The sequence below is a fragment of the Acidocella sp. genome, assembly GCF_035535915.1.
Classification (GTDB): Bacteria; Pseudomonadota; Alphaproteobacteria; order Acetobacterales; family Acetobacteraceae; genus Acidocella.
Window position 1 is genome coordinate 1 of record NZ_DATLPB010000117.1, and the last position, 24,830, is coordinate 24,830.

A 24,830-nucleotide genomic window follows, 5' to 3' on the forward strand; every position below is an offset into this window, starting at 1 on the left:
CGCCCGTGCCGCCCGCCCGCCCCGCAAGCTGCCGGAGCTGACCCTGCCGCCCCGGCCGGACGCCGAGAAGGTGCGCGACATCATGTCCACCCATCTCGGCGTGCTGCGCGACGCCGAGGGCATGCACAGCGCCATCGCCCAACTCAGCCCCCTCGCCCCCCATAACAGCGCCGCCCAACTCGCTTTGCTGATCGCCCAAGCCGCCCTCGCCCGAACCGCTTCCGTCGGCGCGCATGCCAGGCGGGATGACCCCGGCTTCGCCGGCCGTGCGGCGCGCGGCGCGTTTGCGGTGAAGATTTGCGTTCACGAGCTGTTCGAGGCGCAGGCCGCGCGAACACCCGACGCCATCGCGGCGAGTTTCGGGCCGACCAGCCTGACCTACCGCGAACTCGACCAGCGCGCCGATGAGCTTGCCGGCCATCTGCGCGCGCTGGGCGTGGGCCCGGATGTGCTGGTGGCGCTGTTTCTCGAACGCTCGCTCGACATGGTGGTCGGCATGCTGGCCGTGCTGAAGGCGGGCGGCGCTTACGTACCGCTCGACCCGGTGCATCCGCGCAACCGGCTTGCCTATATGCTCGAGGATGCGCAGCCGCTGATCCTGCTGACGCATACGCGCTTGCAGTCGGAACTGCCGCCGCACCACGCGCAGATCGTTCTCGTCGATGGCGAGACGCCGTTCGCCCCGGCGCCGGCCGCCGGCCGGATCGCGGACCCGGGCCATCTGGCCTACGTGATCTACACGTCGGGCTCGACGGGACAGCCGAAAGGCGTCGAAATCGAACATGGCGCGGTCGTCAACATGCTCGCCTCGATGCGCAAGCGGCCCGGGCTCGACGAAGCGGATAGAATGCTCGCCATCACCACGCTGACCTTCGACATCGCCGCGCTCGAGATCTTCCTGCCCCTGGTCTGCGGGGCCCGCGTGGTCATCGCCCCCAGCGAGACGGCCCTGGACGGGATGGCGCTGGCCGACCTCATCGCGCAATCCGGCGTGAGCGTGATGCAGGCGACGCCCGCCACCCTGCGGATGCTGCTGGATGCCGGGTGGACCGGCACACCGGGGCTGAAAATCCTGTGCGGCGGCGAAGCCTACACGGCCGAGCTCGCGGGCCAGATTTTGGCCCGGTGCGGCACGCTCTGGAACATGTACGGGCCGACGGAGACCACGGTATGGTCGGCGGTCTCCCAGGTGGAGGCCGGGCGGCCCGTGGTGATCGGACCGCCGATCGCCAACACGCGGCTCTATGTGCTGGACCGAGCCTTGCAGCTGGTGCCCGTGGGCGTTCCCGGCGAGCTGTGCATCGGCGGCGCCGGGCTCGCCCGGGGTTATCGGGGCCGGCCCTACCTCAGCAGCGCCCGCTTCGTCACCGATCCGTTCGCGGCGGAACCCGGCATGCGGATCTATCGCACCGGCGACCTCGTCAAACGCCTGTCTGACGGCACGATCGAATTTCTCGGCCGCCTCGACCATCAGGTGAAAATTCGTGGCTTCCGCATCGAGCCCGCCGAGATCGAAGGCCGCCTTCGCGAACATGACGCCATCCGCGACGCGGTGGTGGTCGCCCACGAGGATGCGTCCGGCGACAAGCGCCTGGTGGCTTACGTGGTGGCCGACCAGGATGAGTTTCTGGCCGGCGCCTTGCGCGCGCATCTGGCGACGCGCCTGCCGAAATACATGATGCCGTCGGCCTATGTCCGGCTCGATGCGTTCCCGCTGACCCCCAACGGCAAGCTCGACCGCCGGGCCTTGCCGCCGCCGGACGAAGCGCCGGACACGCGCGAGACCTACGAGGCGCCGCAGGGCGAGGCCGAGACCACGCTGGCGGCAATCTGGGGCGAATTGCTCGGCGTCACGCGGATCGGCCGCACCGACGATTTCTTCGAACTTGGCGGGCATTCCCTCATGGCCATCCAGGTTCTCTCCAGGCTCCGGCAGATCATGGATGTATCCTTGAAAGTCCAGGACATTTTCGAAAACTCCACGCTCGAACGGCTCGCGGAACAAATCGTCCTCGCCCAACTCGCCAATTATCAACCGGAAGAATTGGTGACGCTTCTTGATCGGGTGGCGAAGATCAATTGATCCGGAAAATCGTGGGGTTTCCCGCCTCGGTTTGACCTTCCGTGAAGGTTGGAGACATCGGCATGGACAACGCAATGGTCACCGGTCTGACGGCCACGCAGCGGGAAGCGCTTTTGCGGGCTGCGCGGGAGGCCAAGCTCGCACGTGCCGGCGAATCCCCGGCCGCCATCGTTGCTTCTGACCGCACGGGTGCGATCCCGCTTTCCTTCGCGCAACAGCGTTTATGGTTCCTGGCGCAGATGGAAGGCGGCAGCGAAGCCTACCATCTGCCGCTGGGCTTCCGGCTGCATGGGCGGCTGGATGAGCGCGCGCTGCAGGGCGCCCTGAACGCGCTGGTGGCGCGCCATGAGGCGCTGCGCACGAGCTTCGCGGAGACAGAGGGCGACCCGGTGCAGCGCATCGCCACCCCGGATATCGGCTTTGCCTTGGAACGACACGATTTGCGCGGCCGGCCGGATGCGGATGAACAGCTCGATTGCTGGATGCGGCAGGAAATGTCCGCGCCGTTTGACCTGAGCCGCGCGCCGTTGATCCGCGGCCGGCTGCTCCATCTCGCCGACGACGAGGCGGTGCTGCTGATCACGATGCATCACATCGTATCGGACGGCTGGTCGCTCTCCGTGTTGCTGCGCGAACTGGGCGCGCTGTACCGGCAGGAAGCGTTGCCCGCGCTGCCGGTACAGTATGCCGATTACGCCGTCTGGCAGCGGCGCTTTCTGTCCGGGGCGCGGATCGAGGCGCAGAGCGCGTATTGGCGAAACCGGCTGCAGGACGCGCCCGCTTTGCTGGAACTCCCCACCGACCGGCCCCGCCCGATATGCCAGCGCCATGAGGGCGGGCTGGTGCCCGTGACGTTCGACGAAGAGCTGACGGCGCGGCTGAAGGCGCTTGGCCAAAGTTGCGGCGCCACGCTGTTCATGACCCTGCTGGCGGGCTGGGCGCTGTTGCTGGCGCGGCTGTCGGGCCAGCAGGACATCGTGGTCGGGACGCCGACCGCCAATCGCGGCCGCAAGGAAATCGAGGGGCTGATCGGATTTTTCGTCAACACATTGGCGCTGCGTTTGGAATTGCCGGAGGCTCTGAGCGTCGAGGATTTCCTGAAACAAGTGCGGCAGCGCGCGCTGGAAGCGCAGGAACACCAGGATCTGCCCTTCGAGCATGTGGTGGAGTTGGTCAAGCCGGTGCGCAGCCTCTCGCACACGCCGTTGTTCCAGGTGATGTTCGCCTGGCAGAACAACAAGGCGGAGGCGCTCGATTTGGGGGGCGATTTGTCCGTCACGCAAGCAGCGCCGCCTTATATGACCGCGAAGTTCGATCTGGCGCTGGATCTGCGCGAGGTCGACGGCAGGATCGAAGGCGGTCTGCGCTATGCCATTTCTTTGTTCGACCGCGCGACGGTCGAGCGGTATGCGGATTATCTGCGCGAGGCGCTGCGGGAGATGGTTCGCGACCCCGCCCAGGACGTGCACAGGCTGCGGTTTCTGCCGGCGCCGGAGCGGGCGCGCCTGCTCGACGGATGGAACGCGACGGCGACGGACTATCCGCGGGAGAAAGGCATCCACGAACTCTTCGAAGTGCAGGTTGAACAGGCGCCGGACGCGGTGGCGGTGGTCTGTGCAGGCCGGACGCTGACCTATGCGGCGCTCAACGCGCGCGCCAACCGGCTGGCGCATCGCCTGATCGCGCAAGGCGTGAAACCGGACGATCGGGTCGCGACGTTCCTGGACCGCTCGATCGAACTGATCGTGGCGCAACTGGCCATCCTCAAGGCCGGCGCCGCCTATGTGCCGCTGGATCCGCACGCGCCCGCCGCGCGCCACGCCTGGATCATGGAAGATTGCGCGGCGCGCCTGCTGATCACCGGCGCGGCCACCTCATTGTCATTCGCCCCGGACGCGCCGGTGCTGCGCCTGGAGGAAGGCGGCCAAAGCGCGGCCGAAGGCGACGCGACGAACCCCGAACCGCAAAACGGCGGCCGGCGGCCGGCCTATGCGATGTATACGTCCGGCTCCACCGGCACGCCGAAGGGCGTGCTGGTGCCGCATTGCGGCGTGCTCCGCCTGGTGATCAATAACGGCTACGGGGACATCGGCGCCGATGACCGTGTGGCCTTCGCCGCCAACCCGGCGTTCGACGCCAGCACGTTCGAACTCTGGGCCCCCTTGCTCAATGGCGGAACGGTGGTCGTGATCAGCCACGACATTGTGCTTACGCCGGGCGCTTTCGCCGAAACGCTCCGGCAAGAGCGGATCAACATCCTCTGGCTCACGGTCGGCCTGTTCAACCAGATGGTTGAGGAACTGGCGCCGGTGTTTGCACAGTTCAAGCTCGTGATCACGGGGGGCGACATACTGGATCCGAAAGTCGTCGCCCGGGTGCTGTCTGATCCCCCGAACAGGCCGCTGCGGCTGCTCAACGCCTATGGGCCGACCGAGACGACGACTTTCGCCACCACCTACGACATCGAATCCTTGCCGGACGAAACAACGAACATTCCGATCGGCCGGCCGATCGCGAACACGCGTCTCTACCTGCTCGACCCGCACGGCGAGCCGGTGCCGCTCGGCGCCGCCGGAGAACTCTATATTGGCGGCGACGGGGTTGCCGACGGCTATCTGAACCGGCCGGAGCTCACCGCGCAACGCTTCTTGTCCGACCCGTTTTGCGGCGACCCTGGCGCGCGGATGTACCGCACCGGCGACCTTGCGCGCTATTTGCCGGACGGCAACCTGCAGTTCCTGGGCCGCAACGACAATCAGGTGAAAATTCGCGGCTTCCGCATCGAACTGGGGGAAATCGAAGGGCGCTTGGCCGAGCATCCTGCCGTGCGCGAGGCAGCGGTGCTGGCGCTGGACCAGGGGATGGGCAAGCGCCTGGTGGCCTATGTCGCGGCCGACAGCGACGACCAGCTCGCCGGCAGCCTGCGCGCGCATCTCTCCGCCTGCCTGCCGGACTACATGGTGCCGGCGATCTTCGTACGGCTGGATGCGTTCCCGCTCACCCGCAACGGCAAGCTGGACCGAAGGGCGCTGCCGGCGCCCGACGATGCGGCCTATGCGCGCGCCGCCTATGAGCCGCCGCAGGGGGAAACCGAGATCGCACTGGCTTCGATCTGGGCCGAAATGCTGGGCATGGAACGGGTCAGCCGCACCGACAATTTCTTCGATCTCGGCGGGCATTCGTTCCTGGCGCTCCGTGTGATGAGCGAAATCAACCGGCGGTTGAAGCTGCATCTGACGGCGCCGGCATTTTTCCTCAACCCGACGATCGAACAGCTCGCACGCACCATCGCGCGCGGCCATCACACCGAAACCAATCCGCGGGTCCTGACATTGCGGGCGGGACATCGCGGTTTGCCGATTTATCTGATGGGGGCGCGGCCCGAGGAAATCCGCCTGAACCAGTTGATGGGGAGCGACCGGCGTATTTTTGCCCTCGATGTGCCGATGCAGACGGCATGGCTGTCCGCGTTTGCAGGGGGCGATATCGAGGCGCTGCCGACCATCGAACAACTGGGCGCGCTCTATGGTGAAATATTGGCCGCCCATGCTGGTTCCGAGCCATGCGTGATCGCGGGATATTGCATCGGGGGGAAGATCGGCTTCGAAGCCGCCCGCGTGGTGCAACGCGCCGGGGGCAATGTCGCCTTCATTCTCCTTCTCGATGTCCGGACCAACACCGCAAGCAGCTATACGCTCGGGCCGGCATTGGAGAGTCTGGCGCAGATCTGGCACGGCGGCGTCTCCCGGCAAATAGGGGACGCGGCGTTCCTGCATAGATTCGGCGCGGCGCTCAGCGATAGCTGGACCGTCGCCCGGTTTCTGCTCTCGCGGCTTCCCGACAGCGTGAGATATCGCGCCAGCGTCATCAAAGCCTGGCTGGGCAAGATGGCGAACCGCCCCGCGCCGCCGCTGGTGCCCTCGGGCTATTTTGATGAAGAAGGCAGGCCGATCGACAGTTTGCTCATCAACCGGCTGGCGCTCTGCATCGGGCGCCGATGGCACCCGCGGAAGCTGGAAGCCGCCGGCGTGCTCATTCGCGCCGATAACCCGATCGACATGCTGCCCGGCAGCGATCCCACCGGTGGGTGGGAGTCTCTCTTCGGTCACGGGCTTAAGATCGCCCAGACCACGGGAGATCATCACTCGATGATGACCGATGCCCATGCCGCATCATTGGCGCAGCAGATGGATCTGATGCTGGGCAGTTACGAGACCGCCCGGAACGAGACGGCCCCCGTGGCCGGCGGCCATGCAACCGATGAACAGGGACAGCTCGGCCAGGCGCCGCCGCCCCACCCCGAATGGGCCCTCGCCCGCTGAACCGCGGACAGCCCACCGCGCGGTGCGGCTGGCCCCGGCTGTATCACACGCCAAAACGGCGGTCGCGGCGCTGGAAGGAGCGGATGGCGCGCAGATAGTCGATCCGCCGCATCGCCGGCCAGTTGACGTCGCAGAAATACAGCTCGCTATGCACGCTCTGCCACAGCATGAACCCCGAGAGCCGAACCTCGCCGCTGGTGCGGATGATCAGGTCTGGGTCGGGCATGTCCGAAAGGTAGAGATGCCGCCGGATCGCCTCCGGGCTGATCCTGACCGCGGCCTCCTCCGTGGACAGGCCGCGCGCCGCGCAGTCGGCGAGGAAGGCCCGCACCGCATCGGTGATTTCCTCCCGCCCGCCATAGCCGATGGCGAGCGTGACGGTGATCCGCCTGTTGTTGCGCGTGGCGGCCTCGGCGGCGTCGATGGCCTCGAGCAGCGCCTTGGGCAACAAATCGCGCCGCCCCATAACGGCGATATGCACGCCGTGGCGCTGGATATACGGGGCATTGGCCAGCGCGCGCATCTTGGCCTCGGCCGCCTCGAAAATACCGCCGATCTCGGCTTCCGGCCGCTGCAGATTGTCCGGCGAAAACACCCAGAGCGTGACCATGCGGATGCCGAGATCGACGGTCCAGGCCAAAATTTCGTCGAGCTTGGCGGCCCCTAAGTGGTAAATGGCCTCGGGGTCGTTCATGCCGCTGGCCCGCGCGTGGCGGCGGTTGCCGTCGAGAATGATACCGATATGGCCGGGCATGGGCATCGCTTCGACCTGCCGCTCGAGCAGGCGCTCATAAAGCCCGTAGACCAGCTGCCAAACCGGACCGGAAAATGGCCGCACGCCTCGCCGCAGCGCCGCCAGCCATGCGCCCGCGCTGCCCGCTCGCGCCTTCAGGCCGGATTTGGTCTCCAGTTCAGCCGTGCATGTTCCTGGGTTTTCTGTCATGTACCCGCGCCGCAGATCTTCGTGCGCGGGATTTAAGCAGATCTTTTGCTCCTCGCCCATGGCGTGCATATTGGCCGGCCCCACCGCAGCGCTGGCCCGCCGGCCTCGCTATGCCCCGGGGGGATAAGAGGATCGCGCTCAGCCGGCGCGCGGTCCAGGACGCGCGCCCTGCCGGTGAGAGATATTTCCGCCCGCCGGGCGCATCGCTCTCAGTGATGGGCGCCGCTGGTCGCGTCTTCCATTTTCGCCAAGGCCTGATCGATCGTGAAGCTCGCCGCCTTCTGCCGTGGCGGAAACGCTTTGAAGGTCGCCGCGAATTGCACCATGATCGTCTGCGCAGCGAAGATGACGTAGTCGCGGTGCAGGAACCAGTCATAATATGTGTTCGAGGTGATGTCGGCGCGCTCGAACGGATCGGTTCTCAGATTGAACAGCTTTGGAAGCCGCAAGGCCACAAATGGCTCGGCCCATACCCGCAACGTCCCAGGGCAGCGTTGCTCCATGAACACCACTTTCCAATTATCGTAGCGAAGGGCGACGACATTTCCGTCATCGTCGAAATATACGAAAAGATTTCTGGGGCTTTTTTTCACCTTTCCGGTCAAATACGGCAGAAGATCATACCCGTCGATGTGATTCTTGAAAATCTTGCCGTGTGCCTTGTGGCCCTTGAGCAGTTTTTCCGTCACATCCGGCTCGCCAACCATCGCCAGGAACGTGGGCAACCAGTCATGGTGCTGGACGATCTCGTTGGAGACCGAGCCCGCTTTGATTTTCCCCGGCCAACGCACCAGCAGCGGCACCCGGAAGGCCCCTTCCCAGTTCGTGTTTTTTTCGCTGCGAAACGGCGTCATGCCGCCATCGGGCCAGGTGTTCATATGCGGCCCGTTATCGGTGCTGTACATCACGAAGGTGTCATCCGCGATGCCCAATTCGTCGAGATAATTCAGGATGTCGCCGACATGCCGGTCATGGTCGATCATCGTGTCGTGATAGGGCGACTGCCACCTTCCCGCCTGGCCCAGGCTTGTCTTCTTCGTGTGCGTGAACAGATGCATATGGGTGGTGTTCAGCCACACGAAGAACGGCGTGTTCGCATCCGCCTGGCGTTTGATGAAACCCTTGGCCGCGGCGACGAATTCGTCATCGCACGTTTCCATCCTCTTTTTGGTAAGCGGGCCGGTATCGGTGATTGTCTGTTTGCCGACACGGCCCCAGCGCGGCTGGTCTGTCGGGTCGTCCTTATCTGTCGCCCGGCAATGCAGGACGCCTCGCGGGCCGAAGCGTTCCTTGAATTTCGGAAAATCCTTCTCTGGCGGATAGTCGTACATTTCCGGCTCTTCTTCGGCATTGAGATGGTACAGATTGCCGAAAAATTCGTCGAACCCGTGCACGGTGGGGAGGAATTTATTCAGGTCGCCAAGATGGTTCTTGCCGAACTGGCCGGTCGCATAGCCATGATTTTTGAGCAGCTCGGCGATGGTGACGTCTTCGGCCTGCAGGCCAATCGTCGCGGCAGGGATACCGACCTTGGTCAGGCCCGTGCGATATCCGCTTTGCCCGGTGATGAACGAGGCCCGGCCGGCCGTGCAGGATTGTTCACCATACGCATCGGTGAACATCATGCCCTCCCGCGCCAGCCGGTCTATGTTGGGCGTGCGGTAGCCCATCAGGCCCTGCGAATAGCAACTCAGGTTCGTAATGCCGATATCGTCGCCCCAGATGACGAGGATGTTCGGCTTTTTTCCTTCGACCATTGGTTGTTTCCTCCTGTTTGACACTCTTTATGGCTTCTATTCATGATTGCGCGTTTGCCGGCGGTTGCGATTCATCCTCTGCTCGTGACGTGGCGATGTCCGTTTCGAGGAAATGATTCAGGAAAGTCCTGATCGCAGCAATTGCGGCGAGCTGTCCGATGTCCGTCCATGTTGGCGCGATCGCCGAACGAATAATGTCAGCGGCCAGTTCGAATTCCAGGCCAAGCAGTAGCCAGACTCCAAGCCGTCGCCATACGGCCCGCCGCCGGCCAGGCGAACCACGGCCGACAAAGGACGGAACAAGGCGAACGAGCGCCTCGATCGTCGCATATGTAATCACCAAGGCTGCCACCGCCTCGACATACAAGGCACTGTAGCTGCATAAGCGACGGATTATCTCTTCCACACCCCAACCACGCGGCCGCACGCCGCACCGGACATCGCGTCCTCTCCAGGCGCGGACATGATATGGGATTTACATGACGTTTTCGAAGGGCTGACATAACATCTCACGCCTTTTCCAAACGCCTTTCTGTCCCTGACGACGGGCAACGGCCCCGAGCTTCGTTTTCGTCGTCTTCCAAAGCACCGTTGCAAACATTTTTCGTCATGCGCGCATTGTTTCTTCATTTTTTTGCGCAACTCATGTAGATTTTCTGAAATCGCATAGAAGGCGGGATGCGCATTCGGCGCCATCAATTCGTTGCCGGGCGGCCCGACGGTCCTGGGGCGGCCACACGAGGGCGGCGCTCAGAGATCACGGCTCTCTTGCCCCTGGAGAAGGGCCGGTTTCAAAAAGATTGCGCCGCGTTTTGTATCGGAAGGAGACCGAATGCACCGTCAAGCGCAAACAATGTCATCGCTCGCAGATTGTCCCGACATGGCGGCGATCCAAGGTGGGACCTTCCGCATGGGATCGGACCGGCATTACCCGGACGAGGCGCCGGTTCATCGCGCTACGGTTGCACCTTTTCGAATGGACCGCACACCGGTGACGAACCGGCAGTTTCGCGCCTTCGTGCAAGCCACCGGATATGTCACCGAAGCCGAGATCAAGCCTGATCCACGTCATTATCCGGGAGCCCTGCCGCATATGTTGAAGCCGGGCTCGCTGGTGTTCACACCGCCGCCCTATCCGGTCGATTTGCGCGACTGGTCGCAATGGTGGCGCTTCGAGCCGGGCGCGAACTGGCGGCGCCCCTACGGGCGCGGCAAAACAATCCATGGGCTGGATGACCATCCGGTGGTACATGTCGCGTGGCGCGATGCCGAAGCCTATGCCGCCTGGGCAGGGAAGGACCTGCCGACCGAGGCCGAATGGGAATACGCGGCCCGCGGCGGCCTCGATGGCGCGGAATTCGCCTGGGGCGACGCGTTCACGCCAAACGGCAAACATATGGCCAATACCTGGCAAGGCGCATTCCCGCACGAAAATCTGGCCCTCGACGGCCATGCCCGTACCTCGCCGGTCGGCTTCTATCCGCCAAATGCCTACGGGCTTTACGACATGATCGGCAATGTGTGGGAGTGGACCGCCGACTGGTATGCCGCCCGGCACGAGGCCGATGCCGGAAACCCCTGCTGCATTCCGGATAACCCTCGCGGCGGCCACGAGGCGGACAGCTACGACCCGCGCGAACCGGCAGCACGCATTCCCCGCAAAGTCCTTAAAGGCGGCTCATATCTGTGCGCGCCGAATTACTGCCGGCGCTACCGCCCGGCCGCCCGCCACGCCCAGCCTGTCGATTCCGGCATGAGCCATGTCGGCTTCCGTTGCGTCATTCGCGCCTGAGCCGCGTCGCGGAAAGTTGCGTCGATGAATGCGGAAATTCCGAATGGTTCATGCCTTCATTTCAACAGAAGGAGCCCTACAAATGAAAAATCCTAACCCGCTCGTGAAAGCCGGTGCCTTTCTGATGGTCGCCGGTGCCGCGTGCCTGGCGTCAACGATCGCCGGGCCATCCGTCCAGGCGCAAACCAGCATGGCGCCGGGCACCACGCTGCGAAATGTCATCCCACAGGCTGAGGAAGTGACGTTGCAGGCGAAGATCACCGCCATCGACCCGAGCACGAGAGAAGTGACTCTGAAGGGCGCGGCAGGAAATACGGTGCGCGTTACCGCCGGACCGCTTGTCCGCCTCGATCTGCTGCAGGTCGGGCAGCGGGTGAATGCCCAGTATTATCGCTCGGTTGCCTTTGTCGTTAACCCGCCACGGGGCGGCAATAGCGTTCCCATCTCCGATGCTCAGTTCTCGCAAATCACCGCGCAGCCTGTGCAGGCACCGGGCGGCGTGGCGTTGCGGATGACCAAAATCAGCGGCACCGTGGTGGGGGTTGACCTGTCCTCGAACAGCATCAGCATGGTCAATCCGTCCGGAGGCCAAGTCTACACGGTCGATGTGACCGATCCCTCAAGGATCGCCATGCTTCCGTCTTTGCACGTGGGAGACACGGTCAGTGCCGTCGTCAGTGAAACGCTGGCCGTCTCTATCACCCCGGCGCCGAAGGGTTGGTTCTAGAGAAGCTGGGAGTGCGCCGGCACCAAGGCCGGCCCGTCGAATGGAGCGTTGCAGCTTATGTCAGACATGGCGATTCAAGAATTTGTCTCGCGCACGTGGGACATGCTCCTCGGGCGGGTCGGCGGGCCGTTCACACTCCGGTTCGTCGTTCAACCAAGCGTGGCGGTCGCTTTCGCCATCCGTGCCGGGCTGAGAGATGCCCGCAAAAATCGGCCGCCCTATCTTTGGGCTTTGGTCATGAACCCGGCCACTCGCCGCGATCTGCTCCGCGAAGGCTGGCGGGATATCCGCAATGTGTTCATCATCGCCCTCGTTTTGGATGCGATCTACGTCTTGATCGTTCATCGCTGGGTGTATCCGGGGCAGACATTGCTGGTCGCGGTCGTGCTGGCCATCGTGCCGTATCTACTGATCCGGGGCCCGGTTGCGCGCCTGATCTATTGGTTGCGGCGTGGATGACGGGGAGGATTTCAAGATGCTCACGCTGTTCTCCTATCCGGAATTGTATGGCGTCGCGGACAACAACCCTTACGGGCTGAAAGTTTTCGCGTTCCTCAAGCTGTGCCGTCTCGCCTTTCGCCACGAGCATGTTTTCGATGCGCACGAGGCCCCGCGTGCGCAACTTCCCTATCTGCTCGATGGCGGGAACATAATCGGCGACAGCGACACCATCCTGTCTCACCTGATCGTGCGATATGGCCTTTCGATCGATCGCGATCTGACGCCGGGTCAGCGCGATGCCCACCTTCTTATCGACCGGATGCTCGACGATCTCTACTGGGTGATGTCCTATTCGCGCTGGAAAGATCCGCAGTTCTGGCCGCTCTTCAGGGACAAGATTCTCACAACCCATCCCTCCGTCACGCCGGCCGCGCTGGATGCGGCCCGGAATTACAATTTCAAACGCTATTATTACCAGGGGATCGGGCGCTACGAACCCGCCGCCGTGTATGCACGGGGGCTCGCGGATTTGCAGGTTTTGGACAATCTGCTTCCCGAAAGCGGCTTCCTGTTCGGCGCGGCGCCCAGCAGCGCCGATGCGGCGCTCTATGGTTTCATCGCCAATATGTACTATTTCGACATTGAGACGCCGCTGAAGACCTTCCTTCTGGCCCGGAAGAAGTTGGCGACGCATTGCCGTTCCATTCAGGCCATGATCGGCGGCTACCCGGCCATCCATGCACACTAGGCACCCATATATGCGCCCTGCGCATCATCGCCTTCAGCCAAAGGCTGACCATTCCTCCCCCACCGGCCAGGCCGCCCCGACGCCCGTGCAATAGCCCGCGGCCGCCTTATGGCTTTAGCCTGCCGCGGCGCGATGAAGTGAGGGCGCCAAAATGATGACTGACGCACAATGCCGGGTCTGCCAGGGCAGCGGCTGCATCCTGCAGGTCGGCGGGCCGCTGGTCCTAACCGACATGTCTTGCCATTCGCCGTTTCCCCGACTTGCCACGGCGCGCGTTAAACGATGCGATGCCTGCGACGGTACCGGCGTGTGGGGGCATGAAAAGAAAGTAGCCGCTTTTTGAAAAAAGCGGCGCAAAAACTTTTGTTATGCCGGGCCATGGGCTGTGTCGGCGCCAACGCCCTTGACCCAGCATAATAAAGTTTTTTTGCTTCTTTTTGTTCACAAAAAGAAGCGCTTCCTTGGCTTTATTGCCGCGCCAACGCCATGCGCATTTCCGTCTCGCGGTCTCGCGTGAGGTCGCCGCCGACATCCACGGTCACGCCCCTGATCGTACCGGTAAAGGCGAATGGTGGCGTGAATTTCGGCGTCACGGGAGCGCCGAGATGGGCACCGCAGGCAACGCCTCCCGACAGCCCGATGGTCAACGGCATCGTGAGTGCAATCTCCCCCTGCCCGACGAGCTTGCCGTCGATATAAAGCCGTCCCTCGCCGGGCGCGCCCTTGCCATGGGCGATGTCCGGCTGGCCCTTCACTTCGAACTCATAGCGCAATTGATGGGAACCGCTCGGCACCGCGTCACTGGAGACGATGTCGTAGATCGTGCGGCCGACATAATTGTAGGCGTAGTGCAGCTTGCCGCCCTGCATGAAGAAGGCATAGCCGCCATCATTGCCGCCCTGGGACAGCAACACCCCCTCGGCGCCTGCCTTGGGGATGTCGACATCGGCGGTGACGCTGTAGGAGCGGTTCATCAGGCTTGCGATCGCGTCGCTCGGCACCGCCTGGGTATGCTGATACAGCGTGAACCGCGCCCGGTCGGCTGCCAGTTTCGGGCGCTCGTCGGCGAAGCGTTGCGTGCCGCGTGAATCGATGGGCAGGACGTCATATTTCCCGGCCTCGACATACCAGGTGGTGATCATCTCGATCAGCTTGGGCCGGTTCTGCGCCGCGACATTGTCGTTCTCCGCGAAATCCGCCGCCACATGGTAGAGTTCCCATGTCGTAGCGTCGATTTCCGTGAGCTTGTCATGGTTCAGCGGCGCGCCGAAGAACGCACCGGCTTCCTTGAAAGACGGCCCGGGCCAGGGGCACACCGCCCGCCAGCCATCGTGATAGATCGCGCGATGGCCCATCATCTCGAAATACTGGGTCAGATGCCGAGTTTGTGCCGCCGCGTCGTTGAAGCTGTGGGCGAAGCTCACGCCCTGGAGCGGCGACTGCGTCACCCCTCTGATCGTCTCGGGCGGCTCGTAGCCCGCCGCTTCCAGGATCGTCGGCACCATGTCGATGGCATGGGCATATTGGGTGCGCACCTCGCCCTTGGCCGTGATCCCTTGCGGCCAATGGACGATGAAAGGGTCGTTCACGCCGCCCCGATAGGTTTCCCGCTTCCAGCGCTTAAACGGCGTATTGCCCGCCCACGTCCAGCCCCAGGCATAATGGTTGCAGAATTCCGGGCCGCCCAATTTATCGATGGCGGCGAGATTCTCCGCCAGCGTCGACGGCACGTTATTGAAGAAGAGCGCCTCGTTGACCATGCCTTGCGGCCCGCCCTCGGAACTCGCGCCGTTATCGGAGATCAGCATGATGATGGTGTTGTCGAGCTCCCCCAGCGCCTTCAGGAAATCGAGCAGCCGCCCGATATGGTGATCGGTATGGGTGATGAAGCCCGCAAAGACTTCCATCATGCGGGCATAAAGTCTCTTTTCATCAGGGGATAATTGATCCCATGGCGGCACGTCGGGGTCATGGCGCGACAGCGTTGCGTCGGCCGGCGCCACGCCGAGCGCTTTCTGCCGCGCGAGGATCGCCTCGCGGAGCTTGTCCCAGCCGGCATCGAACTTGCCTTTGTAGCGATCGGCCCAGATTTTTGGCACCTGATGCGGCGCGTGCCCGGCTCCCGGACAGAAATACAAAAAGAACGGCTTTTGCGGCGCAACCTGCTTGGCATCGGCGATGAAATTGATCGCCTTGTCCACCAGATCCTCGGTGAGATGGTAGCCTTCCTCCGGCGTCTTCTCGGCGGCGACCGTGTGGTTGTCGTGGTAAAGCGCGGGATAATATTGGTTGGTCTCACCGCCCATGAAGCCGTAGAACCGTTCGAACCCTCGCCCCAGCGGCCAGCGATCGTAAGGCCCGGCGGCGGAGCTTTGATCCAGGGCCGTCAAATGCCATTTGCCGACCGCGTAGGTGTTGTAGCCCTGCTGCAGCAGCATTTCCGACAAGAAGCCGTTTTCAAACGGGATATACCCGTCGGACCCGGGATAGCCGGTCGAACCTTCCGTGATGCACGCCATGCCGTTGGAATGATGATTGCGCCCGGTCAGGATGCATGAGCGCGAGGGCGAACAGAGCGCCGTGGTGTGCATGTTGTTATACAGCAAACCGTTCGCCGCCAACCCGTCGATATTGGGTGTTTCGCACGGGCCGCCGTAACAGCCGAGCTGCCCGAACCCTACATCGTCCAGCACGATGAACAACACATTCGGTGCCCCCGCTTTGGAGCGCAGCGGTTGCGGCCATGCCGGGCTGGAGGTGTCGTAGGTACGGCCGATCACGCCGGTGAAGGCGGTGCCGGGCTTATATTCGTTCATTGCCATGTCTGCATCACTCCCTCACAATTCTGCTCGGTTCATAGTGGCGGCTTGCCCGCCGCGCCGCTGGCGGCGCCGTGACAATGCTTGTATTTCCTGCCGCTGCCACAGGGACAATCGGCATTGCGACCGACCATGGACGGCCGGGGCGCCGTCGGCGCGACGCGCGGCCCCATGATCTCCGCCACGTCGCGGCCCTGGCGCACCAGGGCGGCCATGGCTTTCATCGGCGCATCGATATGGTGATAGAAAAGCTTGTAGCCGGCGCAGAGATAATTCAGCCCCGGCTCGCCATCCGGCGTGGCGATGAAGCGGTTGCGCGGGCAATCGCCATAACAGGCGAACAGCACATCGCAGGCGCGGCAATAGCGCGGCAGCGTGTCGAACTTGGCGCAGCCGAAGCGCGTCTGCCGTTCCGAGGCGACCAATTCGGCCATGTTCGTGTCGCGGATATTGCCGAGCAGATAATCGGGTTCGACGAAATGGTCGCAGGAATAGAGGTCGCCATTATGTTCCAGCGCCAGAGAACTGCCGCAGGTAGGCGCCACCACGCACAGATTATGCTGACCGAGCCAGCTGCCGAGCGCGACCTCGAAAGTCTGCACGAACATGGCGCCGACATCGCGCCGTAGCCACTCGTCGAAAATCGCGATCAGGAACCGGCCGAACTGCTTGGCGCGCACCGAACGCGCCGTAACCAGGGCGCCCGATTGGGTGTAAAGCCGGCGCTCCGCCTCGTTCTGCTCCCCCCAGCTTTTGGCGGACGCGCGCTGATGTTCGCCGGTTGTGCGCTCGACGATGGGGATGAACTGAACATGCCGGGCCTGCAGCGCGTCGCGAAAAAAACGATAGACCTCAAGCGGATGATCGGCATTTTGCGCATGCACGGTGCAGAGAATGTTGAACGCGACGCCATGTGCCTTCAGGCATGCGAGTCCCTTCATCACCTGATCAAAACTGCCCCGCCCCGCTTTGTTGACGCGGTAGGCATCATGCATCGCCCGCGGGCCGTCCACGCTGATGCCGACCAGAAACCCGTGTCTCTTGAAAAACGCGCACCATTCATCGTTCAGCAAGACGCCATTGGTCTGGATGGTGTAGCTGACCCGTTGCCCCGGCCGCTTGTATTTTTCCGCACAAGCGACGGCGCGCCTGAAAAATTCACAGCCCATGAGGGTCGGCTCGCCGCCCTGCCAATTGACGGTGACCTCCGGCCCATGATGGGCGTCCAGGAGCTGGCGGATATAGATTTCGAGCAGATCATCCGCCATCCGGAATCGGGCGCCGGGATACAGCATCTCCTTGGAGAGAAAGAAGCAATATGTGCAATCGAGATTACAGGCCGCGCCGGTCGGTTTGGCCAGCAAATGGAAGCCCCTTGCATTCCGGGATGCGATGGTTGCCGCACCGCTCATCGGCGCGCCGCTTTGTCCGGGCGTTGCCCTGAAACGCGGCCCAAGGCGGGACGCCTTGATAGCATGGAACGTGGAATCAAACGGCACTCCTTCGAAAAGGCGACCGTTATTCTCGCCGGACGGGTCTCAGCCTTGCGAAAACGCCAGAGCATCGCGAGAATTCCGCACGGCCTGTCGCAAACCGATATTTGGCAAGAGCCGGCGCTGAGGCTGGCTCTTGCCTGCTATGGTCACTGTCGTCGGATCACTCCGGCGTCAACGTCAACTCGACACGGCGGTTCGCGGCCCGGCCACGCGCAGTCGTATTCGACGCGATGGGGTTGGTCTCGCCATAGCCATGCGCCGCGACCAGATCCGGCTTCACCCCCTGGCTGATCAGGTAATTCATCACCGCATCGGCACGCTTCTCCGACAGGGCCTGGTTCGATGTGACCCCTTGCTGCTGCAGGGACGCTCCGATCGGCGTATTGTCCGTATAGCCGTAAACATAGATCTTCTGCTGTTGCGTCGGCGCGAGTTTCGACGCCATCTGGCTGATGAGGCGCTTCGCCTGCGGCGTCATATTCCAGCTCCCCGACGGGAACAGAAGGTCACTGTTCACGGTGTATTTGATGGCATTCTGCAGCCGGCCGACATGTTCATTCTGCTCCGACAATTGCTGCTGGAGCTGCTGGTTCTGCGTCTGCAATTGCTGGTTTTGCGCCTGCAGATCGTCATATTTGCCCTGAGAGACACAGGCTGACAGCACAAGCGGAGCCGCCATCAAAAGCAACGCCGTACTCAATTTTGAAGTGTGAGAGCGCATTGTTAACCCTCCTGGATTATGGTGTTTCTGATGCTAGACATCACGCTCGTGGTCGACCTTGATTCAAATCAAGATCTTTTTGAGGTTACAACATTATGGCGGATTTTTGCTACGACTTCACGAGCCGACCGTTGCTTTATAACAACGTTTTTATCTTTGCAGGGTCCGGCGTTACCGCCGCCTTCCTTCCGAAACGCCGATTGCATACGCCAAATGATGAAACACCAAAATTTCGTGCCCTTTTCAGCAGACCCGGAAATTAAACATCGCCTTCAAATCCGTTGATCTCAATCATAATGCAAAAGGCCATAACGGTAATATTGATGACCAAAATAGACGCATGATACCGGCAGGTGATAGAGGCGAGGCGGCATGAAGGCTGACCGAAACAACGATGGCGTACGCGCGACCTCCCGATTGTTTTGTTGGACGCATGCCATTAGATTGGCATTCTGCCTTTCTAAATAAGAACAATTTTCCAGCGCGGTCCTGGCTTGAAATATCCGCCCGCCATGAGCGGGGAACGTTCAGGAGGTCGCCTTGCTCAAAACATATCTGTTTGCGGTGTTGATCATGACAATGTCGGCGCCCTTTTTTCCCGCACCGGCGGGCGCTGCGACGTGCGGGAATGGCGCCTACAATGCAGGATGCGCCGGCCCCAATGGCGGGGTCGTCGTTCACAAGGCGCCGCCCCCCGTCTATGGGCGTCCGCCCGTCTATGGGCGCGCGCCCGTTTATGTGGCCCCGCATGGGGGCGTGACCTGCGCCAACGGCGTCTATCGCGCGGGGTGCGCCGGCCCGAATGGCGCTGCCGTCATGCGCAAATCCTACTAAGCCGCGAGCGTGACCATCGCCACGCCCCCTATCGCCGTGTGACCCGTCATGACTGAGACTCCCTCAGCCTCGCGGCCGTCGCCCTCAGCATCCCTGGAACTTGCATCCAGGAATACAAGCCTGGCGGTACAGCGCACGCGCATGGGCGCGGACAGGACGCTCATGGCCGTGATCCGCACGTCGCTGTCGCTCATCAGCTTCGGCTTCACGATTTTTAAGGTTGTACAAAACCTTTCCGATGCGAAGCTGATCAAATTGAATTCCTCGGTTCCCCATTTTGGCATCGGCCTCGTCCTCTTGGGGATTTTGATGCTGGCGACGGGTATTGTCTATCATGGACAATTCATGTGGCGCTTGCGCGCGATACGGAAAGGCTTGATCGCGGAGGGTCTTATCCGGGGCGAAACTCCGTTTCCGCCCTCATTTACGCTCGGTACCGCTCTGATCCTTCTCGGCATCGGCGTGGCCGCCATTTTGAGCATGTTTTTTCGCATCGGCCCGTTTGGGTAAGTGCCGCACGACGCCTCACGATAAACCCCTTCAATGTTACCGCAGGATAAACCGCGCCGACTCGCCGAAAAACAACCGCACCAAGCGCTCGACACCGAGCACAGCGGCAAGGGCGCGGAACGCGAAATACGGAATGAGCACCAACAAGACGATGCCGATCCCAACCGCCGTTTCCGCGAGATGGCGGCCAACCAGATCACCGAGCGATGCGGCGATTGATTGGCCATGGACGAATCCGACGATCATGTCTTCAAGAATCGTCAGGATCACGAGGAGCAGGAGGAATATCATGGAGCCGTACAGCGTCGGCCAGATCAGCGGCCCGATTTTTTCCCTGTCGCCAAGTTTCAACGCATGACCGATGAGTATGAACTTGGCGAGCACGGCGGCCTTGATCGCGGCAATTCCCCAGGGGGCGAAGTCGATTCCGTGCGCCTGCAATACCGCCGCCTTCATGAGCAGGATGGCGCCGAGCGTGATATACAAATAAAGGAAAATGAAGGCAAAACGTTTGAGCTCATGGATGGTCCTCTGGCCGATCCCCTCGCCGGAGTTTGCCGTCGTCGCCATGTTCATCTCCTAACGCAACGATCACACGCCACCCGGACGCGCCGGACCGTGAGTACATCCTTGAAACCCGCCGCGCGGCTTCGGCTCGGATCCGTCACGCCGACATGAGTCCCCGCGCGTTCATGATCTTTTTAACGCGAAGCGCTGCGCCTTAATGCGAAGGCGCTACGCCGCGCCCGTAAGAAAAAATAAATTTGTGCCGAAAAATAAGAATAATGTAATTATGCAACAAACAATACGAGTTCTTTACTATTGATTCAAATTAATGTTTGATTATTCCGCGTCGCTGTTTGCGACTCACATCGTTGCGTGTCCCGCGTAAGCCCCCTGCCCGGCCGCAACCGAACCACCGCCTCATGACGTCGCCCAGGCGGCAACGACCCGGCCCCTGGCCCACCAGAGAGGAGCGCGTGAAATGCGTTACGGGCTGAAGCTGACCGCCTTCGCGTTCACGGCCGCCGCCGCGGCCGCTCTTCCCGCGCATGCGCAGATCGCGTCCGCGCCCCCCACCCCGGAAGCAGCCCCGGGCTGGTCCTTCGCGGTCGCGCCCTATCTCTGGATACCGACCATCTCCGCCGATCTGCACGCCACCGGGCCGCGCGGCGGCACCGTGAGCACCTCCATCAATGCCGGCATCGGCGATTATATTTCCGACATCAATGCCGGGCTGATGCTGGGCGCCGTGGCGCGCCATGACCGTCTCTCGGTGCTGACGGATTTCATGTACGTCAACACCAGCCTGACCTCGAGCGTCAGCCATTTGTCTTCCGTCAATCTCGGGCCGGGCCCGATCGATATTCCGCGCTCATTGCAGCTCAGCACCGGCACGCGCTCGGCCATGACGATCTGGTCGCTGGCCGGCGGTTATACAATTCTGCGGGGAGGCTGGGGCAATCTGGATAGCATTGTCGGGATGCGCATGCTGGCTTTCAACAGCACCACGAATTATCTGCTCAGCACCAGCATTTTCGCCCCCAACCACACGCTCGTTCTGCCGCGCACCGGGAGCCTTAACGTCGGTCAGACCTATTTCAACGCGATCGGCGGCATTACCGGACGCATCAACATCCCGAACAGCAGATTCTATCTCCCCTTTTATGCCGATATCGGCGGCGGTGGCCTGCCGCTCACCTGGCAGATCTATGCCGGAATCGCCTACAGCGTCGCAAGCTGGGCCGATCTGTCGGTCGGCTACCGGAATCTCACCTTCCAGAACGGCAATACCGGCGGTGTGCGCACTTTCTCGCAGCGCGGCGCCATCGTTGCCGCCAATTTCCGCTTTTAAGGCGCCCCACGCGGCGACCACCCGGTTGCCGGCCCGCCTGGCGTGTGGAAGCTCTGAACGACGAGGATGAGCGGCGTGGCATCCACGCGAATGCGCCCAAGGCGGGGTTGGTTCAAATCCACGATCAATGACATGCCGCCCGACCACATGATCAGCAGCAAGGCGATCAAAACGACCTGCCGCTTGCCGACGAGGCCGAGTTGATAGCCGAGCGCGCCGATCGCCAACAGCGTGCCAAAATAAAGCATCATCAGAATATCCGCCGGCACGCGGCTTTCATAGGCGAATTGCTGCGCGGAAGACGCGTCGAACATTTCGTTCAATGCATTGACCAGCGTCGCCGTGATCGGGTTCGGCGCATTCTGCACGATCTTTTCCGTGTGGCGCCAAATGTCCGTCTGCAGGCTCTGCGTCTGCGCGAGCAAGGCGGGGACGCCAGCCTCCGATGCCGCCACGGTGAAGGCGAGCCGGACGCGCGCATAATCCTCGATGTCCGCCGCGATGGCATGCCCGTCGGCATTGTCGATCAGCGCCGTGCGCAGCCAGGCCGTGCCGATGACATTGGCTTCCACTTGCACCAGGTCGCGGCGCGCCTCGAAGCGGCTTTGCGCGTAGCTGATCGAGAGACCCAGGGTAAACGCGAGCAACGCGATCATTCCGGCCGTCAGCGTGGAGGTCACCGCAACGTCTTCGCCGCTCGTGGATTTCACCGTGGCAATGCGCCGCCCGAGACGGTACCCGACCTCAGAGGCGAGGATGAGGGACAGGAACAGAAAGGCTGCCGTCGCCAGCAGGCCAAGACCGAACAAAGACTGGAAGAACATCATGATCATTGGAAGTTTCCAATTTGGACATCATTTATGGCGGCGGCCGGCATCAATTCCGGGCATGCGCCCTCAGACTTCCCATACGCTTACCGCGTCATCGTCGGGCTGCCGGCCTCCTAAAATGGTTGCTCGTCGTCCGTTATCGCGAGATTTAAGACTGTTTTGTTAGGCTAGCGAAGGCGGCTTTGGGGCGAAGCCTGATTGCCGGGCATTTCGAGAAGAAAGCGGGATGGGATACGGGCAATGATGATGAAGTAACCTGCCCTGTTCAGCCGTTCAAGGGTTGGCGCGTCTTGCGGGCACCCCCAATTCTGTCTGCACGCCCGTCATGTAAGACATTGTGACAATCCATTCCGCCAAGCCGGACACGCGGAATAATCCGCAATGGCGGATGTCTATTGGATAGTCCCGCCCCTCATGGTGACGCGGGGCTTGTCCTGGAGCTGAATCTCATGCGTAAATTTGCCATCGCTCTCCTCTCCGCCGCCGGCATTTTCGGTCCGTTTGCCGCCAACGCCGCGCTCATGCCCAACGCCTCTGCCCTGCAAAACACACCGCCGATCATTTCCGTGTCGGGTGCACAGGACATGCCAAACGGCCTGCCGCAACAGGTTGCCCATCTGAATGGCGAAGTCTTAGCCTTGCAGCAGCAGGTCCAAACCATTCTGCAGCAACCTTCCGTGGCGGCGCATGCCCCTGCCCTCCTGTACCCGCAATCGCTCGGCGGCTGAATTCCTCCCTGATGACGCGGGGTTAAAAAAATATGCGAGGCGCGGGAATAATCCCGCGCCTCGCGTGTCACATAGAAGCGTCACGTCATCATGGTCCCGCGGCGCAGGGCCGATGCAACAGGAATTCCGCATGAAAAAGACCTTCGGGCTCGCTTTGACCCTCACCACGGCAGTTTCCACCGCTTCCCTCGCGGCCCCGCAGCACGAGCGCGTTCGCGGCACGGTGTCGTCCATCAGCCCGACCACGCTGGTCGTGCAGACCGCCAGCGGCGCCGACATCTCCGTGGCGCTGACGGACAAGACGCATTATCTCCAGGTCGAGAAAGCCGATCTCACCCATATCCCGGCCGGCAGCTTCATCGGCACGGCGACGAAAGCCGTCGGTTCGCTGAATGTCGCGCTGGAAGTGGTGGTGTTCCCGCCCTCCATGGCCGGCACGGGCGAAGGCCATTATGCCTGGGATAAGATCACCGACACGACGCGCAACGGCGCCGGCGCGACCGACAGCAGCATGACCAACGGCACGGTTGCCGCGGTCAAGGTTTCGGCTCCCGCGACCGTCAATAGCTCCATGACCAATGGCACCGTCACCGCGGCCACCCCGCAGAACGGAGTGCAGCAGCTCACCGTCACTTATAAGGGCGGCCAGCAGACCGTGATCGTGCCGCCGACGGCGCCGATCGTGACCTTCCACCCGGGCACCAAGGCCGTCGTGACCCAGGGCTCGCCGGTGTTCGTTAACAGCGTGGTCAATGGCAATACCGTCACCGCCGCTGTCGTTGCGGTTGGCGTGGATGGCGTGCGGCCGCCGATGTAAGGCGCACCCCGCGGGCGCCTGAGCAAGCCGGAGCCGGCCGGCTCAGGCGCACCGTGCGGCTCCCAGGCCTGTTCCAACCTTCACCGAAAGAGCATCGCATGACTTCGTCGCCGAACCACGCAACGCGACCGGCGCATCCACTTCCCATCCGCGTCATGCACTGGATCGGCGTTTACGCCATGGCCTGCATGATTTTGAGCGGGCTGGTGATTTATAACGCATCGCCGATCCTGCCTTTTACCTTTCCACGCTGGGCGGGGCTCGGCGGTTGGCTCGGCGGCGCGCTGGCCTGGCATCTCAGCGCCATGTGGCTGCTCTTTGCCGATGGCGCGGCCTATCTCATTTACGGTTTCTGCTCGGGTCATTTCCGGCGCGACCTGCGCCCGCAAGGCTTCGGCGCGCTGAAGCGCGATGTCGGCGCCGCGGTCCGGTTCCGGCTCGGCCACCGGATCGGCCATTATAACGCGGTGCAACGGCTGCTCTATGTCGGACTGATCCTGGTCGTGATCGTCGCCGTCACCACCGGCCTCAGCCTGTGGAAGCCGGTGCAGTTCGGCTGGCTCGCGGGGTTCTACGGCGGCTACCCGGTCGCCCGTGTGATTCATTTCACGACCATGAGCCTGATCGTCGCCTTCGTGGCGCTGCATGTCACCCTGGTCGCGCTCTATCCGCGCACGCTCGTCTCCATGATCGCCAACGTCCCGACCGAATCGGAAGAGCATTCATGAACCGCAAACGCCCCGTCCTCCGCCCCGCGATCAGCAGCGCCGCGCTGCAGCCCGAACTTGCCCCCTTGCGCCGCCGCGGCCTGTTGCGCGGCACGCTCTCGCTGGGCGCGCTCAGCCTGCTCACCGGCTGCGACCTGTCGACCCATTCCGGGGTGGATGCGGCGCTGGAAGCCATGCTGCGCTTCGACGACCGGGTGCAGGCGGCTCTGTTCAGCCGCGCCCGCCTGGCAGAAACCTATCCGGCCAGCGCCATCACCACCCCTTACCGGTTCAATGCGTTCTATCCGGAATGGGAAGTCCAGACGGTCGACGCCACTGCCTGGCGCCTCGGCGTTTCGGGCCTGGTCGCGGATAAGACGCCCTGGACCCTCGCCACGCTGAGCGCCTTGCCGCAGGAGAGCCAGATCACGCGGCATATCTGCATCGAAGGCTGGAGCCAGATCGGCCAGTGGCGCGGCGTGCCGCTGCATGTGTTTCTTCGTCATGTCGGCGCGGATCTGAGCGCGCGCTATGTCGCGTTCACCTGCTTCGACGGTTACTCGACCAGTATCGACATGGCGAGCGCGCTGCATCCGCAAACCCTGCTCGCGCTCGATTTCGACTCGAAACCGCTCGAGCCGCAGTGGGGCGCACCGGTGCGGTTACGGATTCCGACTAAGCTCGGATTCAAGAGTGCGAA

21 protein-coding genes are annotated in these 24,830 nt (G+C 62.5%); 13 read left to right on the top strand and 8 right to left on the bottom strand.

All coding sequences use genetic code 11. The features are described from left to right. Together VNC39_RS15365 and VNC39_RS15370 are read left to right on the top strand one after the other, a co-directional pair. A partial coding sequence (locus VNC39_RS15365) for a non-ribosomal peptide synthetase (protein ID WP_325400528.1) occupies positions 1–2,083 on the top strand: 2,083 nt, incomplete at its 5' end. A gap of 62 nt (positions 2,084–2,145) precedes the next feature. After that, positions 2,146–6,405, top strand: a complete 4,260-nt coding sequence (locus tag VNC39_RS15370) for a non-ribosomal peptide synthetase (RefSeq protein WP_325400529.1) — start codon at positions 2,146–2,148, stop codon at positions 6,403–6,405. Positions 6,406–6,448: 43 nt separating this feature from the next. Here the strand turns inward: VNC39_RS15370 and uppS are convergent, their stop codons facing one another. The 3 genes from uppS to VNC39_RS15385 all read right to left on the bottom strand — a co-directional run bounded on the left by uppS (position 6,449) and on the right by VNC39_RS15385 (position 9,511). After that, a complete protein-coding gene (gene uppS, locus VNC39_RS15375; RefSeq protein WP_325400530.1) occupies positions 6,449–7,348 on the bottom strand; it encodes a polyprenyl diphosphate synthase in 900 nt (299 codons plus the stop codon). 209 nt (positions 7,349–7,557) lie between these two features. Next, positions 7,558–9,105: an arylsulfatase gene (locus tag VNC39_RS15380; RefSeq protein ID WP_325400531.1), complete on the bottom strand. Its 1,548-nt coding sequence runs from the start codon at positions 9,103–9,105 to the stop codon at positions 7,558–7,560. 40 nt (positions 9,106–9,145) lie between these two features. Beyond that, on the bottom strand, positions 9,146–9,511 hold the full coding sequence (locus VNC39_RS15385; protein WP_325400532.1) for a DUF1622 domain-containing protein: 366 nt from the start codon (positions 9,509–9,511) through the stop codon (positions 9,146–9,148). Between the two features lie 447 nt (positions 9,512–9,958). On the opposite strand from VNC39_RS15385, the gene VNC39_RS15390 reads away from it, so the two are divergent. From VNC39_RS15390 to VNC39_RS15405, 4 genes are read left to right on the top strand one after another with little or no spacing between them, the layout of a single operon-like run. Beyond that, entirely contained in the window at positions 9,959–10,897 is a 939-nt protein-coding gene (locus VNC39_RS15390) for a formylglycine-generating enzyme family protein (RefSeq protein ID WP_325400533.1), read from the top strand. Between the two features lie 43 nt (positions 10,898–10,940). Beyond that, on the top strand, positions 10,941–11,624 hold the full coding sequence (locus VNC39_RS15395) for a hypothetical protein (protein ID WP_325400534.1): 684 nt from the start codon (positions 10,941–10,943) through the stop codon (positions 11,622–11,624). A gap of 57 nt (positions 11,625–11,681) precedes the next feature. Continuing rightward, entirely contained in the window at positions 11,682–12,083 is a 402-nt protein-coding gene (locus VNC39_RS15400; protein WP_325400535.1) for a hypothetical protein, read from the top strand. After that, on the top strand, positions 12,076–12,813 hold the full coding sequence (locus VNC39_RS15405; protein WP_325400536.1) for a glutathione S-transferase family protein: 738 nt from the start codon (positions 12,076–12,078) through the stop codon (positions 12,811–12,813). Before VNC39_RS15400 ends, VNC39_RS15405 begins: the two co-directional genes overlap by 8 nt. A gap of 467 nt (positions 12,814–13,280) precedes the next feature. Here the strand turns inward: VNC39_RS15405 and VNC39_RS15410 are convergent, their stop codons facing one another. The 3 genes from VNC39_RS15410 to VNC39_RS15420 all read right to left on the bottom strand — a co-directional run bounded on the left by VNC39_RS15410 (position 13,281) and on the right by VNC39_RS15420 (position 17,807). Continuing rightward, positions 13,281–15,635: an arylsulfatase gene (locus VNC39_RS15410; protein WP_325400537.1), complete on the bottom strand. Its 2,355-nt coding sequence runs from the start codon at positions 15,633–15,635 to the stop codon at positions 13,281–13,283. Positions 15,636–15,667: 32 nt separating this feature from the next. Continuing rightward, entirely contained in the window at positions 15,668–17,044 is a 1,377-nt protein-coding gene (locus VNC39_RS15415; RefSeq protein ID WP_325400538.1) for an anaerobic sulfatase maturase, read from the bottom strand. A gap of 244 nt (positions 17,045–17,288) precedes the next feature. After that, entirely contained in the window at positions 17,289–17,807 is a 519-nt protein-coding gene (locus VNC39_RS15420) for an OmpA family protein (RefSeq protein ID WP_325400539.1), read from the bottom strand. 582 nt (positions 17,808–18,389) lie between these two features. Here VNC39_RS15420 and VNC39_RS15425 point away from each other — a divergent pair. Continuing rightward, a complete protein-coding gene (locus VNC39_RS15425; protein ID WP_325400540.1) occupies positions 18,390–18,683 on the top strand; it encodes a hypothetical protein in 294 nt (97 codons plus the stop codon). Between the two features lie 141 nt (positions 18,684–18,824). Beyond that, entirely contained in the window at positions 18,825–19,193 is a 369-nt protein-coding gene (locus VNC39_RS15430; RefSeq protein WP_325400548.1) for a YidH family protein, read from the top strand. Positions 19,194–19,229: 36 nt separating this feature from the next. Here the strand turns inward: VNC39_RS15430 and VNC39_RS15435 are convergent, their stop codons facing one another. Beyond that, on the bottom strand, positions 19,230–19,763 hold the full coding sequence (locus VNC39_RS15435) for a hypothetical protein (protein WP_325400541.1): 534 nt from the start codon (positions 19,761–19,763) through the stop codon (positions 19,230–19,232). A gap of 415 nt (positions 19,764–20,178) precedes the next feature. Between VNC39_RS15435 and VNC39_RS15440 the strand changes: the two genes are divergently transcribed. After that, the gene (locus tag VNC39_RS15440; protein WP_325400542.1) at positions 20,179–21,048 is read left to right on the top strand and encodes a hypothetical protein; all 870 of its coding nucleotides are present in this window, start codon (positions 20,179–20,181) and stop codon (positions 21,046–21,048) included. On the opposite strand, the gene VNC39_RS15445 is transcribed toward VNC39_RS15440, so the two are convergent. Then, the gene (locus VNC39_RS15445; protein WP_325400543.1) at positions 21,045–21,881 is read right to left on the bottom strand and encodes a hypothetical protein; all 837 of its coding nucleotides are present in this window, start codon (positions 21,879–21,881) and stop codon (positions 21,045–21,047) included. The genes VNC39_RS15440 and VNC39_RS15445 overlap by 4 nt on opposite strands. A gap of 446 nt (positions 21,882–22,327) precedes the next feature. On the opposite strand from VNC39_RS15445, the gene VNC39_RS15450 reads away from it, so the two are divergent. The 4 genes from VNC39_RS15450 to VNC39_RS15465 form a co-directional block, all read left to right on the top strand. Beyond that, positions 22,328–22,606 carry a hypothetical protein gene (locus VNC39_RS15450; protein ID WP_325400544.1) on the top strand — a complete coding sequence of 93 codons (279 nt, stop codon included), beginning with the start codon at positions 22,328–22,330 and terminating at the stop codon, positions 22,604–22,606. A 130-nt stretch (positions 22,607–22,736) separates the two neighbouring features. Then, a complete protein-coding gene (locus VNC39_RS15455; protein WP_325400545.1) occupies positions 22,737–23,423 on the top strand; it encodes a hypothetical protein in 687 nt (228 codons plus the stop codon). Positions 23,424–23,521: 98 nt separating this feature from the next. Next, positions 23,522–24,151, top strand: a complete 630-nt coding sequence (locus VNC39_RS15460; protein WP_325400546.1) for a cytochrome b/b6 domain-containing protein — start codon at positions 23,522–23,524, stop codon at positions 24,149–24,151. Beyond that, a partial coding sequence (locus tag VNC39_RS15465) for a molybdopterin-dependent oxidoreductase (RefSeq protein WP_325400547.1) occupies positions 24,148–24,830 on the top strand: 683 nt, incomplete at its 3' end. The genes VNC39_RS15460 and VNC39_RS15465, both read left to right, overlap by 4 nt.